We start from the raw sequence: 14,836 nt of genomic DNA, 5'->3' as shown, positions 1-14,836 counted from the left end.
CACCATGAGGTGCGTCCCACCCGGCTCTTATGAGGCCGAAGCCGCGATCAGGCGATCAGGCGACGATCAGATAGATCCCGTACGCCACGGCCGCCGCGCAGAGCGCGAAGCACGCGTACGCGCCCGTGCGTGCCGCCACCGGGGGGCCGCCCGCGGTGGAAGCGGTGGAAGCGGCGCCGGACGGTGCCGCCTCGCGCTTGGAGAGGCCGACGATGCCGAGGGTGAACAGGCCCACCAGGGCCACCGTCACCGCGAGGCTGACTCCGAACACGGAGCCGAGAGCTGCCCAGTCGATGTTCATGCTGACTTTTCCTTACACCGTGGCGGGCCGGGCGGGGTCCGCCACGGTGCCGGTCGGGGCCGGGATGGTGGCCTTGACGAGGTCGACGTCCGAGGTCGTCACGGCCGAGCCGGTGGGCGGCGGTGTGACGGCGGCGATCGCGGTGGTCACGACACCGGCGGGCTCGGCGGCCGGGGAGCCGCCGATCTCGTCGTCGGCGACGTTCGTGTGGTCGACGGCGTTGCGCCGGGACAGCATCCAGATGACGGCGGAGCCGGTCACGAGCAGCGCGGCGGTCACCGCGACGCCCCAGGGGCCCTGCTTGGTGAGGAACTCGGCGCCCGCGCCGACCAGACCGGCGGCCGGAAGCGTGAGGCCCCAGGCGATGAACATGCGCGTCGCCGTGGACCAGCGGACCACACCGCCCTTGCGGCCGAGGCCCGCGCCCATCACGGCGCCCGAGCAGACCTGGGTGGTGGAGAGCGAGAAGCCGATGTGCGAGGAGGCGAGGATCGCGGTCGCGGCGCTGGTCTGGGCGGCGAAGCCCTGCTGCGGCGCGAGGTCCGTGAGGCCCTTGCCCATGGTGCGGATGATGCGCCAGCCACCGAGGTACGTGCCGAGCGCGATGGCGATGCCGGCCGAGACGATGACCCACATCGGGGGGTTGGCGCCCGGGTTCAGGACGCCGCCGGTGATCAGGGCGAGCGTGATGATGCCCATGGTCTTCTGCGCGTCGTTCGTGCCGTGCGCCAGCGAGACGAGGCCCGCGGAGGCGATCTGGCCGGCGCGGTAGCCCTTGGCGGTCGCCTTGGTGTCGGTGTTGCGCCCGATGCGGTACGTCAGGCGCGTGGCCAGCGTCGCGGCGATACCGGCGACGAGAGGCGCGGCGATCGCGGGGATCAGGATCTTGGTGACGACGGTGCCGCCGTTGATCGACGACCAGCCCATCGACATGACCGCGGCGCCGATGAGGCCGCCGAAGAGTGCGTGGGAGGAACTGGAGGGCAGGCCCACCAGCCAGGTGAGGAGATTCCAGAGGATCGCGCCCACCAGGGCGGCGAAGATCACCTCTGTCTTCAGTCCGTCCTCGTTGACGATGCCGCCGGAGATCGTCTTGGCGACTTCGACCGACAGGAAAGCGCCGACGAGGTTCAGCACGGCGGACATGGCCACCGCCGTCTTGGGCTTGAGGGCGCCAGTCGAGATGGTGGTGGCCATCGCGTTGGCTGTGTCGTGGAAACCGTTCGTGAAGTCGAACACGAGAGCGGTAACGATCACGATCCCGAGGAGAAGCGTGATGTGTTCCATTTACCCAGGCTTCTGTTGGACGTCAGTGGCAAGTGGAACGTAGGCAAGCTGGGTGAACGGAAAGTGAACTTGGTCGGGCCGTGCGGTGACCCAATTCGGGGCACCGCCACTCCGGTTCCGCCGTGGCCCTGACGAAGATCGCCCGGAGTGGCGTCGCGAGGCCTGGAACACGGGCTTCCAGAGGCCTGGAATGCGGGCTTCCAAGGGTGTCCGAACGTGCCCGGCTACCCTCGGGCGAACCTCTTCAGCTGCTTCATCGAACCGTTGAAGAGATTCTGGTCACCCGGCAGCCTGCCGCCGTTGTCGTACTGCCAGAACGTCAGGTACGACCAGCCCTTGGGCAGCTTCCCCGACGTCGACGACCAGCGCGCGAGCCACAGCGCGTGATTCGCTCCGAAGGCACGGCTGCCGCCCGTGCACTTGTTCCACCACCTGGTGGTCGTGTAGATCACGGGACGCCGTCCCGTCTGCCGCTTCACTTCCTTGCTGAACGACTTGATCCAGTGGACCATGCCCCTCTTGCTGACGCCGTAGCACTTCCGCTTGCCGTACGGATTGTGCTCGATGTCGAGGGCCGGCGGCAGTGTCCGGCCGTCCGCACTCCACCGTCCACCGTGCCTCATGAAGTAGGCGGCCTGCTTCTTGCCCGACGACTTGTTCGGTGCGGCGAAGTGGTACGCGCCGCGGATGATGCCCGCCTTGCGGGAGCCGTTGTACTGCTGCTTGAAGTGCGGATTGCGGTACGTGTAGGACTCGGTGGCCTTGATGTAGACGAAGCGTGCGCCCTTGCTCTTCGCCTTGTGCCAGTTGACTCGCTTCTGGTGCGACGAGACGTCGTGCCCCCTCGGCTTGCCCGCTGCCGAAACCGGAATCTCGGCGAGGACGGTCCACCCAAGGGCCAGAGTCACTACTGAGGCCGCGATGACGCGCGCGCGGCGACGGGATGGTTTGTGGTCATGAGCCATATTTCCCCCCGGACTGCGACGTGCGGGACAAATCTTCCGGAGAGTACTGGAAGATCATCGGATGCCGGTCGATCGCAAGCCAATCAACATCAGAGGGTGATGTATGCACATTTGTGCTCTTACGGACGCCTCGCCTCCGCCCTACGGTGCCGCGCCCCACGGCTGACAGGATCGCGGCATGACGGAGCAGCGGGGCGAAGACCGGCAGGACGCGATGGAGCAGGCGTGGGGCGAGCTGGTGGCGGCGGCCCGCAGGACGGTGACGGACGGCCTGGTGGTGGGCACGTCGGGCAACGTCTCGGTACGTGTCGGCGGCACGATCCTGGTCACCCCGAGCGGTACGCCGTACGACCGCCTGAGGCCGCAGGACGCGGTCGGTGTCGACACGGACGGCAATCAGCTCTTCGGCGAACTCGCCCCGACCAGCGAACTCCCCATGCGCCTGGCCGTCTACCGCACCACGGACGCCGGAGCCGTGGTCCACACCCACGCGGTGCACGCCACCGCCGTCTCCACCCTCGTCCCGGAGCTCCCGCCCATCCACTACATGGCTGCTGCACTGGGCGGCCCCGCCCGGGTTGCCCGGTATGCGCCGTACGGCTCCGACGAGTTGGCCGAGAACATGCTCCGGGCCCTCAGGGACCGCACGGGTTGCCTGCTCCAGAACCACGGAACCGTTACATACGGAGCCACCCTGGACCAGGCGTACGACCGCACGGCGCAGCTGGAATGGATGTCCCGCCTCTGGCTGACGGCCAGCGCGGTCCCGGGGCACACCCCGACGCTCCTGTCCGCGGGGCAGCTGCGGGAAGCGGAGGACAGGCTGCGGGGCTACGGCCAACAGTGACGGCCCTGGGGGTGCGTCGGAGGGTGCGTCAGGGGCGGCTTCGTCCCGAGGGGCCGCGGGTTCAGCACATCACCCGCGGGTAAGCGGACGGCATGACGTCACCCCGCGGGCCACGCCCACTGGCCGTGGCCACTCGCCCGCCGGACACTGGGCAGGTGCGCCCAGCCAAAGCGACGGCAACGGCCGTCACCGCCGTCACCACCGCCCTCCTGGGCGGCGCAGCCGCCGTCGCCGCGGGCCGGTTCGCCAGCAACGCCGCCCTGAAGGCGCCGGCGGGCCGTCCGCTGCCGACCGACCACCGCCTCACGGTCCACTCCACGGCCGCGGGCCAGATCACCCTGACCCGCGCCCTCGCGAGCCTGCGCCCCGGCACGTACGGCCTCAGCGGCAACGGCAGCCACGCCGTGATCGGACCCGTTCTGGACGCCGCACCCCACGAGGCGGACACCGTCGTACGCCGCCTGGAGCGCGTCACGCACGGCTCCCTGGAGCCCGGCGCCAAGGTCTGGCTCACCCCGCAGGTCCACATCGGCGACCCGCACGCCGCGCTGGACATCGACCACGCGGACGTCGACATCCCCGGCGAACTCGGCGGTCTGCCCGCCTGGTTCGTGCCGGGCGTCCGCGACACCTGGGTGATCACCGTGCACGGCCTCGGCACGACCCGCGAGCACCCCATGGTCGTCATGGACTTCCTGCACCGCCAGCAGTTCCCGGTGCTCGACCTCGCCTACCGGGGCGACCTCGGTGCGCCCCGCTCCCCGGACGGCCTCGGTCACCTCGGCGAGACCGAGTGGCGCGACCTGGACGCGGCCATGCGCTACGCCGTGCGCCACGGAGCACAGAACGTGATCCTGCACGGCTGGTCCACCGGCGCCGCCATGGCGCTGCGCGCCGCCGCGCACTCGGCCCTGCGCGAGAGGATCAGCGGGCTCGTCCTTGACTCCCCGGTACTCAACTGGGAGACCACCCTGCGTGCGCTCGCCGCGGCCCGGCGCACACCGGGCCTCCTCCTGCCCCTCGCGGTGCGTGCCGCCCAGGGCCGCACAGGCCTGCGCGGCGACCGCATCCTGGAGGCCGCGGACCCCGAGGTGCTCAAGGTCCCCACGCTCCTGTTCCACGGCCCCGACGACGTGATCGCCCCGTGGGGTCTCTCCCGTCAACTGGCCGAGCGGCGCCCGGAACTCGTCACTCTCCACACCGTTCCGGATGCGCCTCACGGAGCTATGTGGAATGCCGACCCCGCAGGCTACGAAGAGGCGCTGCGGCGCTTCCTCACGCCTCTCATGTAGCGCGTGAGAGCCCCCTGAGGCAGCGCTCCGGAGCCTTGCGAAGGCATTCCGTTTGGGTTTTCGGACCGTCAACAGGAAGACTGCTCCTGTGACGTCCCGTATCCCGCGCGACTCAAGGCTTCGACTCGTCCGCGCTCAATCCCCCAGGGCCGAGAGGCGAGCGGGGGCGGAGCGCGACACAGCGCGGCCCCTGACCGCCCCCGGCGCAGTGACGCAGCAGCGCGCGCGTCGTCCCGCGCCCCGGCCGCCCGAGGGCACACCCGCCCCCGGAGAGCTGGCCCGGATGGCACGCAAGGGCCTCGCCGACGCCGTTCGGGTCGCGCGCTGGGCCGACACTTCCCTGCGCTCGGGACCCAGCCGCGCGGGAGCAGCGGGAGCACCCGCCGCCTCCGGTGGGACTGGTGGTGCCAAAGGCACTCTCTCCGCCACCACCGCCGAACGGGCCGCCGCAGAACTGGCGCTGACCCCGGATCAGGTCCGCGCCGACTGGGACACCGCACGGCTCGCAGGACTCATCGAGGTGCACGGCGACATCGCACGCCCCGGCTGGCGACTGCGCGCCTGGGACCGCGACGACGCCGCCGTGCTGCGCGGCTGGGTCGCCCTCTTCGACGCCTGGTCGCTCGCGCACGCCGCATCACGCGAACTGGCGCCCGCCACCGTGGCCGAGACCGTCGAAGCCATGCCGCAGCTCCTCACCCTGCTGCAGCTCTCCGCGGGCCCCGTCCCCGTACCGCAGCTCCTGGACCTCCTGGACCAGCGCGTCACGGAACTGCGCACGGAGCGCTGCGAGATCCCCTACGGCCCGCAGCCCGAGCCGGTGGATCCGGCCGACACGCCGCCCCTGGCCACCCTCCTGGACTGGGCGCTGCGCGGCCTCGCCGCCGTCGGCGCACTGACGTACGCCGAAGGGCAGGCCACCCTCACGCCGCTCGGCAGCTGGGCGGTCTGGGTCAAGCTCGAGCAGATCTGCGTGGCGGCGCAGAGCCCGGCGGGCAACATCGAACAGTCTGCGGAGGACATGCTCCGCGGCTGCGCGCGCCTGCGCCCGAACGCGGCCCGCTCCGAGTACCGCGCCTGGCTCGCCCCGCGCCCCGTCGGCAGCGCCGTCACCGAGCTCCTGGACGCGGCCCGCGGCGAGGACGCCCTCCTGCGCGGCCTCGCCTTCGAAGCCCTCCGGGTGGTCGGCGCACCGGCCGAGACCGAGGTGCGGGCCGTCGTGGACGAGACCTCGCTGCGGCCCTACGCCCTCATCTGGCTCGCCGAGCAGGAGGGCGCCGACCCCGAGGACGTCCACCTCGTCCTGTCGCGGGACGAGTCGACGTGGCTGTGGGTCGACACCGCCGCCGCCGTCGCCGACCACGGGGAGATCCACCTTCTCGTACGCCACCTGGAGTCAGCGGTGCAGCCCACGGTGCCCGCGCTCCTGGACGAGGTCCGCCGCATCGGCCACCCCCGCACTGTCCAGGTCCTCGTCGCCCTGGCCGCGGCCCACCCCGACCCGGCACTGGCGAAGGCCGTGCGCCGGGCGGCCTTCCAGGTGCACACCGGGGGCGTCTGAGCCCCACGTGCCTCACCGGAAGGTGTCGCACTGCCCCATGTCGCCGGTGCGGTAGCCCTGGTAGAACCACTGCTGCCGCTGCTCGGCCGAGCCGTGCGTCCAGGACTCCGGGGTGACCCGGCCCTGGAACTTCTCCTGGATGCGGTCGTCGCCGACCGCGGCCGCCGCGTCCAGGCCCTCGCCGATGTCCGCGTCGGTGAGGCTGGTGATCAGCGGCTTGCCCGTCTTGTCGTCGGCGGTACGGGTCGCGTGCCGAGCCCAGACGCCCGCGTAGCAGTCCGCCTGCAGCTCGACCTTCACGGCGTTGCTGTTCTGCCCCGTACGCCCGTCCTGGGAGCGCTGCAGCGTCCCCATGAGGTTCTGCACGTGGTGCCCGTACTCGTGCGCCACGACGTACGCCTGCGCGAAGGGGCCGCCGCTGGAGCCGAACTTGGTCCGCAGCTCGTCGAAGAAGCCCAGGTCCAGATAGACCTTCCGGTCACCGGGGCAGTAGAAGGGGCCCACCGCCGACGACGCGGCGCCGCACGCCGTGCCCACCCGGCTCGTGTAGAGGACGGTCGGCGCGGGGGAGTAGGTGCCCTTCCTGCGCTGGAACTCAGGGCGCCAGTAGTCCTGCACGCTGTTGACCACCGCCACCATGCGGCAGTCGTCCTTGGTGTTCGCGTCCTGCCCCGTGTGGCAGCTCTGCTGGACCTGCGCGAGCGACGAGGACGATGCGGCGGGCTCGTCACTGCCCGACGAGAGCCCGAGCTGATCGGGGCCGACCCCGAAGAGCAGCCCGAGGACCAGGGCGATCAGGCCCGCGATGCCGCCGCCGACCGTCGCCCTGCCGCCGGGGATCCGGCTGCCCCGCACATCCTGTACCTCGGACGTGTCCAGATCGGCGTCGTCGTCGAACTGCATGGGCGCACCACCCTCTGCCTCGCGTCCGGGGTGGCGTTGTGCCGCCCTGTGCCGAGATACCGGCGCCTTCATCCTGATATGACCCATCCCGCGCGGCGTCGGACGGGGGTCCGAACGGGGGACCCCGGCGAAATGCCGCGCCGTGTCGCGGACGCCGCCAGGGCCCGTGCGGTGACGCCGCCGCTACGCTCTGCGCCTGTTCCGTGGGATGAGGCAGCGGCAGACATGCCGAAGAGGGGGGCGTCGTGTCCGTTGTGCCGTTCGAGGCGACGGGATCCGGGGCCGTGCCGTTCGAGGCGACCGGATCCGGGCCCGCGAGACAGGTGCCCGCCCGCCGAGGCCCACGGCTCGCCCTCCCGGTGGTCCTCGGCCTCCTCGCCCTGCCGCTCATCACCGCCGCCCACCATTCACGGCCGGCCCCCTACGGAGACCACGTCACCGTCTACGCGCGCGTAGACGCCGATGCGGCCCCCGCGCTGCGGACCACGGGCCGCGCGGTCGAGGCGTACGACAAGGCGACGGGCCGCCCACGCTGGACGTACCACCGCGAGGGAGCCAGGCCACTGGCCCTGCTCCCCGTCCCCGGGCACGCCGTCGCGCTCTGGAACGACGGCCTGGTCACCGACACCGCACGCGCCGACGGCAGCGCCGTCCGCTGGCACCGCGCCATCCCCGACAGCGCCTCCTGGCTGCGCACACCCGCCGCCCGCGGCGCCGCCGGAGTCCTCCAGCCGCTCGACCCCCGCGGCCGCATGCTGGCCGTCGTCACCCCGCAGCGCATCGCCGCCTACCGCAGCGCCGACGGCGACCTGCGCTGGGTACTGCCCGCCGAACCCGGCTGCGCCTTCGAACCCGCACGGTCCGTGCGCCACCGCGAAGCCCTGCTCGTCGCCCAGCCCTGCGCGGACGCCGCGACGCCGTGGACCTCCCAGCTGATCGCCGTGGACGACCTCGGCCGGATCGTGCCCCGGCGCACCCCCCTGGGCAACGAGCTGCCGGGCGGCGCCCCCGACGGCGTACGGGCCCGGGCTGAAAATGGGTTTGCACCGCACCGTTAGAATTGGCCTCATGGCCATTCTCCTCGTGCATTAGACGGCGTGATCGCCCGCCCGCCAGCCCGCCACCGCCCTTTCAACGGCGCGCTGCGCGCGGCACCACCTTTCGAACCTTCCGCCGTCCATCCCCCCCTGCCCTGGAGTCTGTCCGTGATCACCGCTTCCGGCATCGAGCTGCGCGCCGGCGCCCGCATCCTCATCGAGAACGCCTCCTTCCGCATCGCCAAGGGCGACCGCATCGGTCTGGTGGGCCGCAACGGAGCGGGCAAGACCACACTCACCAAGTGCCTCGCAGGTGAGGGCATCCCGGCCGGCGGCACCATCAGCCGCTCCGGCGAGGTCGGCTACCTCCCGCAGGACCCCCGCACCGGCGACCTGGACGTGCTCGCCCGCGACCGCATCCTCTCCGCCCGCGGACTCGACACCCTCATCCGCAAGATGCGCGAGAACGAACAGCGCATCGCCAACGGCTCGGGCGGCACCCGCGACAAGGCGATGAAGCAGTACGAGCGCCAGGAGACGGAGTTCCTCACCAAGGGCGGTTACGCCGCCGAGGCCGAGGCCTCCACCATCGCCGCCGCGCTCAGCCTCCCCGACCGCGTGCTCGGCCAGCCCCTCCACACGCTCTCCGGTGGCCAGCGCCGCCGCGTCGAGCTGGCCCGCATCCTCTTCTCGGACGCCGACACCCTGCTCCTCGACGAGCCGACGAACCACCTCGACGCCGACTCCATCGTGTGGCTCAGGGACTACCTCAAGTCCTACCGCGGCGGCTTCATCGTGATCTCCCACGACGTCGACCTGGTCGAGACGGTCGTCAACAAGGTCTTCTACCTGGACGCCAACCGCTCCCAGATCGACGTCTACAACATGGGCTGGAAGCTCTACCAGCAGCAGCGCGAGTCCGACGAGAAGCGCCGCAAGCGCGAGCGTCAGAACGCCGAGAAGAAGGCCGGCCAGCTCCACTCGCAGGCCGACAAGATGCGTGCCAAGGCCACCAAGACCGTCGCCGCGCAGAACATGGCCAAGCGCGCCGACAAGCTCCTCGCGGGCCTCGACGAGGTGCGCAAGAGCGACAAGGTCGCCAAGCTGCGCTTCCCGGATCCCTCGCCCTGCGGCAAGACCCCGCTGATGGCGGAAGGACTCTCGAAGTCGTACGGCTCCCTGGAGATCTTCACGGACGTCGACCTCGCCATCGACAAGGGCTCGCGCGTGGTCATCCTGGGCCTCAACGGCGCGGGCAAGACCACGCTCCTGCGGCTCCTCGGCGGCGCCGAGAAGCCCGACACCGGGCAGGTCATCGAGGGCCACGGCCTCAAGCTCGGCTACTACGCGCAGGAGCACGAAACCCTCGACCCGGAGCGCACGGTCCTGGAGAACATGCGCTCGGCCGCCCCTGACCTCGACCTTGTGGCGGTGCGCAAGACGCTCGGTTCGTTCCTCTTCTCCGGCGACGACGTCGACAAGCCGGCGAGTGTCCTGTCCGGCGGCGAGAAGACCCGTCTGGCGCTTGCGACCCTGGTCGTCTCCTCCGCCAACGTGCTGCTCCTCGACGAGCCCACGAACAACCTCGACCCGGCGAGCCGCGAGGAGATCCTCGGCGCCCTGCGCACCTACAAGGGCGCGGTCGTCCTCGTCACGCACGACGAGGGCGCGGTGGACGCGCTCCAGCCGGAGCGGATCATCCTGCTGCCCGACGGCATCGAGGACCTGTGGGGCCAGGACTACGCGGATCTGGTCGCGCTCGCCTGATCCCGGCGACGGGCCGGGTCGTACCGGCCCGGGTCGTACCGGCCCGGGCCGTGCCGTCGAGGCGTCCACATTGGTTGATCGAATAACTGATCCACAGCGTATGGATCATTCGGCCGATCCGTGATCCTTCATCTGTGTGAGGTCTCCTCGTACCGAAGTGTGGGATACACGGATTTCCCTTGTGGTCTGGGCCTGGAACTCAAATCTCACCCGTCACCGCGCTGACCTGGTACTTCTCTCCGCAACTCATTCAGCCGTACGGAATTCGACACGCGGAATCGTTAATTCCGATCGTGGTGCCGCCTTCCCTGGCGGGAAACATCGTCGTACGGACCTTGCCGAATGGGTGGCCAGGAAGCCCGGGAGGGGTGATCATGAGAAGTCCAGAGCGCACTTCCCACGAGGAGGCACGGGTGGCCGAGACTCTGAAGAAGGGCAGCCGGGTAACCGGCGCCGCGCGCGACAAGCTCGCGGCAGACCTGAAGAAGAAGTACGACGGCGGTGCGAGCATCCGGGCGTTGGCCGAGGAGACCGGCCGTTCGTACGGTTTTGTGCACCGCATGCTCAGCGAGTCCGGAGTCACGCTGCGGGGACGCGGCGGGGCGACGCGAGGCAAGAAGGCCGCAGCCGGCTGACGGCTGCGGGCGGTTCACCGGCTTCGACGGTGGCCACCCGGTCGATCGGCTGATCGGTCGGGTGGTTACTGTGCAGTCACTTACGGACGCGCGTGCGCGCCCTGACCGACCGCACACCACCATCGGAGGCCCCTATGGTTTCGCCCGGCAGTGAACTCGGCGGATCCGCACCGGTAATCGACAAGGACGGCGTACGCCTGACTGTCGACGAGGCCGTCGCCACGGTGACGCTGGCCAACCCGGCCAAGCGCAACGCCCAATCTCCCGCGCTGTGGAGGGCGTTGGCCGAGGCAGGCCGGATGTTGCCGGGCAGTGTCCGTGTCGTCGTGCTCCGCGGTGAGGGCAAGTCCTTCTCCGCGGGCCTCGACCGGCAGGCGTTCACGCCCGAGGGCTTCGACGGTGAGCCCTCATTCATCGATTTGGCGCGCGGCGACGACGACGTCCTCGACGCGACGATCGCGGAGTACCAGGAGGCGTTCACCTGGTGGCGGCGCAGTGACATCGTGTCCATCGCTGCCGTCCAGGGGCATGCCATAGGTGCGGGCTTCCAGCTCGCGCTCGCCTGTGACCTGCGGATCGCCGCGGACGACGTGCAGTTCGCCATGCGCGAGACCAGCCTGGGCCTGGTGCCCGACCTCACCGGCACGCACCCCCTCGTGGGACTTGTCGGCTACGCCCGCGCGCTCGAGATCTGCGCCACCGGGCGGTTCGTCCACGCGCCCGAGGCCGAGCGCGTCGGCCTGGCCAACCTCGTCGTGCCCGCGGACCAGCTCGACGCGTCCGTGAGCGACCTGGCGGCCGCACTCCTCACCGCTCCGCGCGACGCGGTCATCGAGACCAAGGCCCTCCTGCAGGGCGTGGCCGGCCGTACGTACGAGGAGCAGCGCACCGCCGAACGTGCCGCACAGGGGCGCCGCCTGCGGGACCTGGCAGGGCTCGGCGACTGACACCTCGCCTCTGCACCCTCTGTACCCTCTGCACCTCTTCACTCCACCGCGGTGACCAGAACGGCCACCGAAGGGTGGTCCGTCAACGCCTTGCCGACCGCCGTGCGGACCGCGAGCGCCACGTCCAGGGCGCGGTGTTCGTGGTCCGTCGCCACCTCCACGCGCGCGTGGCGGCGCGGCAGGGCGGTGTCCGCCGTCGGCAACTCGTCGATGTGCACGGCACGGCCGAAGCCGCCGAGGGCGCCGGTCAGCCGCCGCACGCCCGGCACGTCGAGGGCGGCGCTCGCCGCACGGGCCTCGTCCCCGCTGCCGGGGGCCGCCTGCTCACCGTCCGGCGGCGCCGGGGAGTCCAGCGGTACGTCGACGGGGGCCTCGGGGACCTGCCCCTCGTCGAGCAGCGTCGTCACGCTGAGATCCACCTCATCGACCACCAGGCCGAGCCGCTCATCGGCTGCCGCGAACAGCGCGGCCCGGAGCCGGCCCGCCGCCGCGGGAAGCGGCTCGGTCGGCTCGGCGGCGAACTCCGCCGTGATCCGCAGCGGGCCCGGCGGCAGCGCGCTCGGCGGTGACGGCACGGAGGGGACGTCCGCCTTCGACGGATCGGCGAGCGCCACCCGCAGGTCACCGAGCCGTACACCGCTCACCCGATCCGCCGCATGGCGCAGTACCCCGTCCGCGCACGCCTCGGTCAGCCAGGAGCCGTCACCCGGGCCGCCCAGGGGCAGAACCCGCCCAAAGCCGAGCTGCCGCCGTACCGCCTCGGTCCATCCGTCACCGGTCATTGCCCCAGCCTGCCGCATCCCTGGCGCGCGAGGACGTAAGCGCACTTAGTGTGGGCGAAGGAGCAGATCCCCTTTCGAAAGGGACAGACGGCAATGACCGACACCGGACAGCGGAACCGGCCTCAGGAGACCCTCGCGAAGGAGTCCGACGAGGCGGCGGGGAAGAGCGGCTCGACCAGGAAGGGCGGCGGCGACCCCGCCACCCGGGGGCGCACCACCATCGCGGACGGCGTGGTCGAGAAGATCGCCGGGCTCGCGGCCCGCGATGTCCTCGGCGTGCACGCGATGGGCGGCGGACTCGCCAGGACTTTCGGGGCCGTACGCGACCGTGTGCCGGGCGGTTCGAGCTCCAAGTCCGTCTCGCGCGGCGTGAAGGCCGAGGTCGGCGAGGTACAGACGGCACTCGACCTGGAGATCGTCGTCGAGTACGGCGTCTCGATCGCGGACGTCGCGCGCGCCGTACGGGAGAACGTCATCGCGGCGGTCGAGCGCATGACCGGGCTCGAGGTCGTCGAGGTCAACATCGCGGTGAGCGATGTGAAGCTCCCGGACGAGGAAGACGATGAGCCGCAAGGCCGCCTTCAGTAACGCTGTCGCCGGGAGCCCGAACTCTAGGAGCGCACGATGAGCATGGCCGTTATCGGCATGGTGGCCGGAATGGCACTCGGCTTCGCCGGGTACTTCGGCGGGTTCGGGGCGTTTCTCCTGGTGGCCGCCTTGGGCGCCATAGGGTTTGTCGCGGGCCGGTTCCTCGAGGGGGACCTGGAGCTCGGCGACTTCTTCCGTACCCGTGGCGACGACCGGCGGCGGTGAGCCGTGGCGGCACAGGTCGCGCCCGGGGAGCGAGGTGCGACCAGGATCGCCGACCGGGTCGTCGCGAAGATCGCGGCACAAGCGGCACGTGAGGCGCTGACGGCGGTGCCCGCGGACGGCTCGCCGCCGCACGCGACCGTCACTGTGCGCCATGACGTGGCCCGTGTCCGCGTCAGCGTCGAGCTCGACTACCCCTCGGACATCGGCGGGCAGTGCGGCGCGGTGCGTCGCCAAGTCGCCCAGCGGGTAGAGGCGTTGGCGGGAATGGAAGTGCCCGAGGTCGCGGTCCAGGTCGAGCGGCTGCACTCGGCACACGTGCATGCCGCGGCGCAGGGGAGGACACGATGAGCGAGGCTCAGGGGCCTCAGGGTGCGGGTGGCGGCGGTACGCAGCCGCTGCCCGTCATCGAACGGGCCGACGGTGAACTCGACCAGTCGGCGTCCGCGGCGTCCTACGACCCGCGGCCCACGCTGGCCGATGACACCAGGGCGAGCCGCTTCTGGTCACCGCGGCGCGTGCCCGCCGCCGTCCTCGCGCTGCTCGTCCTCGGCGGCGCCGGACTTGTGCTGTACGACATCGCCGCGGTGCGGGCCGGGCACTCCGCCATGAGCTGGCGGCGCGACCTCGCCCGCGAACTGGCCGAGCGGCCCCTGAAGGACACGGCCGTCCTCGTCGGCGCCGGGGTGGCCGCGGCCGCCGGGGTGTGGCTGATCGTGCTCGCCGCCACGCCCGGGCTCCGGGCGGTCCTCGCGATGCGGCGCGGCGACCCGGACGTACGGGCGGGGCTGCACCGGGGCGCCGCCGCGATGGTGCTGCGGGACCGGGCGATGGACGTGTCCGGCGTGCAGTCGGTGCGGGTCCGTATGAAGCGCTCCAAGGTGGATGTCCGCGCGGTCTCGCACTTCCGTGAACTCGACGACGTACGAACCGACTTGGACGCCACGCTGGCCGACGGCATCAGGGACCTGGGCCTCGGCCGCAGTCCCGCGCTCTCGGTGCGGGTGGCACGGCCTGGCAGGAAGGGCTGAGCCGCGATGCTGAAGACGGTCAACCGTGTGGTGATCGGCCTGATCGGCCTGGTGCTCGTGCTCGGCGGCGGCTCGGTGCTCGCCGTCGGCCTCGGAGTTTCGCCGCCGTCGTGGTGGGTCCACGACGGAAAGCGTGACGTCCTGCTGAGCGACGCGGACCGGGCGCGGTGGCGCGACGAGGGCTGGTTCTGGCCCGCGGTCATCGCCGTACTCGCGGTGTGCGTGCTGCTCGCCCTGTGGTGGCTCGTGGCGCAGTTGCGGCGGCGGAGACTGGCCGAGGTGCTTGTGGAGACCGGGGACGGAGAGGGGGCGCTGCTGCGGGGGCGGGCCCTGGAGAACGTGCTCGTGGGGGAGGCGGAGTCGCTGGAGGGTGTGCAGCGGGCCGCGGTCGCCCTGACGGGCCGCCGTAACGCGCCCCACGCGCGGGTGGCCCTGCTCCTGGAGCCCCATGCGACGCCCGGCGAAGCGCTGCACCGGCTCTCCGCGGAGGCGTTGGCGCATGCGAGGGATTCGGCGGGGCTCGACCGGCTGCCCGCGGTGGTGCAGTTGCGGGGTGTGAAGCACCGGGCCGAGCGGGTGAGTTGAGGTCTGCCAACGACGTCGGGCGGGGGGGGGAAACCCCCCCCCCCCCCCCCCCACCGACAAAACAAAACACCCCCCCGGAAAACCAG

At 71.4% G+C, this 14,836-nt stretch carries 17 protein-coding genes; 12 read left to right on the top strand and 5 right to left on the bottom strand.

From position 1 onward, the window contains the following. Positions 1 to 55 precede the first annotated feature (55 nt). From ACFQ7F_RS41105 to ACFQ7F_RS41095, 3 genes are all read right to left on the bottom strand, one after another. Positions 56 to 301, bottom strand: coding sequence for a hypothetical protein (locus ACFQ7F_RS41105; RefSeq protein ID WP_383282986.1), 246 nt, complete (start codon positions 299 to 301; stop codon positions 56 to 58). Positions 302 to 313: 12 nt separating this feature from the next. Then, complete coding sequence (locus ACFQ7F_RS41100) at positions 314 to 1,588, bottom strand: anion permease (protein ID WP_383282984.1); 1,275 nt, start codon at positions 1,586 to 1,588, stop codon at positions 314 to 316. A 224-nt stretch (positions 1,589 to 1,812) separates the two neighbouring features. Further along, positions 1,813 to 2,553 (bottom strand): lysozyme, encoded by a 741-nt coding sequence (locus tag ACFQ7F_RS41095; protein WP_383282981.1) that lies wholly within the window; start codon positions 2,551 to 2,553, stop codon positions 1,813 to 1,815. Positions 2,554 to 2,731: 178 nt separating this feature from the next. On the opposite strand from ACFQ7F_RS41095, the gene ACFQ7F_RS41090 reads away from it, so the two are divergent. The 3 genes from ACFQ7F_RS41090 to ACFQ7F_RS41080 all read left to right on the top strand — a co-directional run bounded on the left by ACFQ7F_RS41090 (position 2,732) and on the right by ACFQ7F_RS41080 (position 6,253). Then, a complete protein-coding gene (locus tag ACFQ7F_RS41090; RefSeq protein ID WP_383282978.1) occupies positions 2,732 to 3,400 on the top strand; it encodes a class II aldolase/adducin family protein in 669 nt (222 codons plus the stop codon). Positions 3,401 to 3,555: 155 nt separating this feature from the next. Beyond that, entirely contained in the window at positions 3,556 to 4,692 is a 1,137-nt protein-coding gene (locus tag ACFQ7F_RS41085) for an alpha/beta hydrolase (protein WP_383282975.1), read from the top strand. 88 nt (positions 4,693 to 4,780) lie between these two features. Further along, on the top strand, positions 4,781 to 6,253 hold the full coding sequence (locus ACFQ7F_RS41080; RefSeq protein WP_383282972.1) for a hypothetical protein: 1,473 nt from the start codon (positions 4,781 to 4,783) through the stop codon (positions 6,251 to 6,253). 12 nt (positions 6,254 to 6,265) lie between these two features. On the opposite strand, the gene ACFQ7F_RS41075 is transcribed toward ACFQ7F_RS41080, so the two are convergent. Continuing rightward, a complete protein-coding gene (locus tag ACFQ7F_RS41075) occupies positions 6,266 to 7,156 on the bottom strand; it encodes a neutral zinc metallopeptidase (protein WP_383282969.1) in 891 nt (296 codons plus the stop codon). Between the two features lie 245 nt (positions 7,157 to 7,401). Here ACFQ7F_RS41075 and ACFQ7F_RS41070 point away from each other — a divergent pair, with 245 nt between their 5' ends. The 4 genes from ACFQ7F_RS41070 to ACFQ7F_RS41055 all read left to right on the top strand — a co-directional run bounded on the left by ACFQ7F_RS41070 (position 7,402) and on the right by ACFQ7F_RS41055 (position 11,542). After that, positions 7,402 to 8,214: a hypothetical protein gene (locus ACFQ7F_RS41070; RefSeq protein WP_383282966.1), complete on the top strand. Its 813-nt coding sequence runs from the start codon at positions 7,402 to 7,404 to the stop codon at positions 8,212 to 8,214. Positions 8,215 to 8,361: 147 nt separating this feature from the next. Continuing rightward, positions 8,362 to 9,960: an ABC-F family ATP-binding cassette domain-containing protein gene (locus tag ACFQ7F_RS41065; RefSeq protein WP_383282963.1), complete on the top strand. Its 1,599-nt coding sequence runs from the start codon at positions 8,362 to 8,364 to the stop codon at positions 9,958 to 9,960. A gap of 413 nt (positions 9,961 to 10,373) precedes the next feature. Further along, the gene (locus ACFQ7F_RS41060) at positions 10,374 to 10,595 is read left to right on the top strand and encodes a helix-turn-helix domain-containing protein (RefSeq protein ID WP_055550175.1); all 222 of its coding nucleotides are present in this window, start codon (positions 10,374 to 10,376) and stop codon (positions 10,593 to 10,595) included. A gap of 134 nt (positions 10,596 to 10,729) precedes the next feature. Next, positions 10,730 to 11,542: an enoyl-CoA hydratase/isomerase family protein gene (locus tag ACFQ7F_RS41055; RefSeq protein ID WP_383282960.1), complete on the top strand. Its 813-nt coding sequence runs from the start codon at positions 10,730 to 10,732 to the stop codon at positions 11,540 to 11,542. A 38-nt stretch (positions 11,543 to 11,580) separates the two neighbouring features. On the opposite strand, the gene ACFQ7F_RS41050 is transcribed toward ACFQ7F_RS41055, so the two are convergent. Then, positions 11,581 to 12,324 carry a nucleopolyhedrovirus P10 family protein gene (locus tag ACFQ7F_RS41050; protein ID WP_383282957.1) on the bottom strand — a complete coding sequence of 248 codons (744 nt, stop codon included), beginning with the start codon at positions 12,322 to 12,324 and terminating at the stop codon, positions 11,581 to 11,583. Between the two features lie 93 nt (positions 12,325 to 12,417). Here ACFQ7F_RS41050 and ACFQ7F_RS41045 point away from each other — a divergent pair, with 93 nt between their 5' ends. The 5 genes from ACFQ7F_RS41045 to amaP are packed head-to-tail and all read left to right on the top strand — an operon-like array spanning position 12,418 to position 14,750. Next, on the top strand, positions 12,418 to 12,912 hold the full coding sequence (locus tag ACFQ7F_RS41045) for an Asp23/Gls24 family envelope stress response protein (RefSeq protein ID WP_383282954.1): 495 nt from the start codon (positions 12,418 to 12,420) through the stop codon (positions 12,910 to 12,912). A 36-nt stretch (positions 12,913 to 12,948) separates the two neighbouring features. Beyond that, positions 12,949 to 13,137 carry a hypothetical protein gene (locus ACFQ7F_RS41040; protein WP_249590721.1) on the top strand — a complete coding sequence of 63 codons (189 nt, stop codon included), beginning with the start codon at positions 12,949 to 12,951 and terminating at the stop codon, positions 13,135 to 13,137. Positions 13,138 to 13,140: 3 nt separating this feature from the next. Beyond that, a complete protein-coding gene (locus tag ACFQ7F_RS41035; RefSeq protein ID WP_383282951.1) occupies positions 13,141 to 13,485 on the top strand; it encodes a hypothetical protein in 345 nt (114 codons plus the stop codon). Then, the gene (locus tag ACFQ7F_RS41030; RefSeq protein ID WP_383282948.1) at positions 13,482 to 14,165 is read left to right on the top strand and encodes a DUF6286 domain-containing protein; all 684 of its coding nucleotides are present in this window, start codon (positions 13,482 to 13,484) and stop codon (positions 14,163 to 14,165) included. Before ACFQ7F_RS41035 ends, ACFQ7F_RS41030 begins: the two co-directional genes overlap by 4 nt. A 6-nt stretch (positions 14,166 to 14,171) precedes the next feature. Then, on the top strand, positions 14,172 to 14,750 hold the full coding sequence (gene amaP / locus ACFQ7F_RS41025; protein ID WP_383282945.1) for an alkaline shock response membrane anchor protein AmaP: 579 nt from the start codon (positions 14,172 to 14,174) through the stop codon (positions 14,748 to 14,750). The last annotated feature ends 86 nt before the right edge of the window (positions 14,751 to 14,836 follow it).

The organism is Streptomyces sp. NPDC056486 (assembly GCF_042795295.1).
Taxonomy (GTDB): Bacteria; Actinomycetota; Actinomycetes; order Streptomycetales; family Streptomycetaceae; genus Streptomyces.
Note: the sequence above shows the minus strand (reverse complement) of the source record. Positions and strands in the feature narration are given on the sequence as shown.

Coding starts and splice junctions, on each gene's coding strand:
- ACFQ7F_RS41075 (WP_383282969.1), bottom strand. CDS start 7,156: ATGCAGTTCGACGACGACGCCGATCTGGACACGTCCGAGGTACAGGAT.
- ACFQ7F_RS41040 (WP_249590721.1), top strand. CDS start 12,949: ATGAGCATGGCCGTTATCGGCATGGTGGCCGGAATGGCACTCGGCTTC.
- ACFQ7F_RS41105 (WP_383282986.1), bottom strand. CDS start 301: ATGAACATCGACTGGGCAGCTCTCGGCTCCGTGTTCGGAGTCAGCCTC.
- ACFQ7F_RS41030 (WP_383282948.1), top strand. CDS start 13,482: ATGAGCGAGGCTCAGGGGCCTCAGGGTGCGGGTGGCGGCGGTACGCAG.
- ACFQ7F_RS41090 (WP_383282978.1), top strand. CDS start 2,732: ATGACGGAGCAGCGGGGCGAAGACCGGCAGGACGCGATGGAGCAGGCG.
- ACFQ7F_RS41095 (WP_383282981.1), bottom strand. CDS start 2,553: ATGGCTCATGACCACAAACCATCCCGTCGCCGCGCGCGCGTCATCGCG.
- ACFQ7F_RS41050 (WP_383282957.1), bottom strand. CDS start 12,324: ATGACCGGTGACGGATGGACCGAGGCGGTACGGCGGCAGCTCGGCTTT.
- ACFQ7F_RS41100 (WP_383282984.1), bottom strand. CDS start 1,588: ATGGAACACATCACGCTTCTCCTCGGGATCGTGATCGTTACCGCTCTC.
- ACFQ7F_RS41045 (WP_383282954.1), top strand. CDS start 12,418: ATGACCGACACCGGACAGCGGAACCGGCCTCAGGAGACCCTCGCGAAG.
- ACFQ7F_RS41055 (WP_383282960.1), top strand. CDS start 10,730: ATGGTTTCGCCCGGCAGTGAACTCGGCGGATCCGCACCGGTAATCGAC.
- amaP (WP_383282945.1), top strand. CDS start 14,172: ATGCTGAAGACGGTCAACCGTGTGGTGATCGGCCTGATCGGCCTGGTG.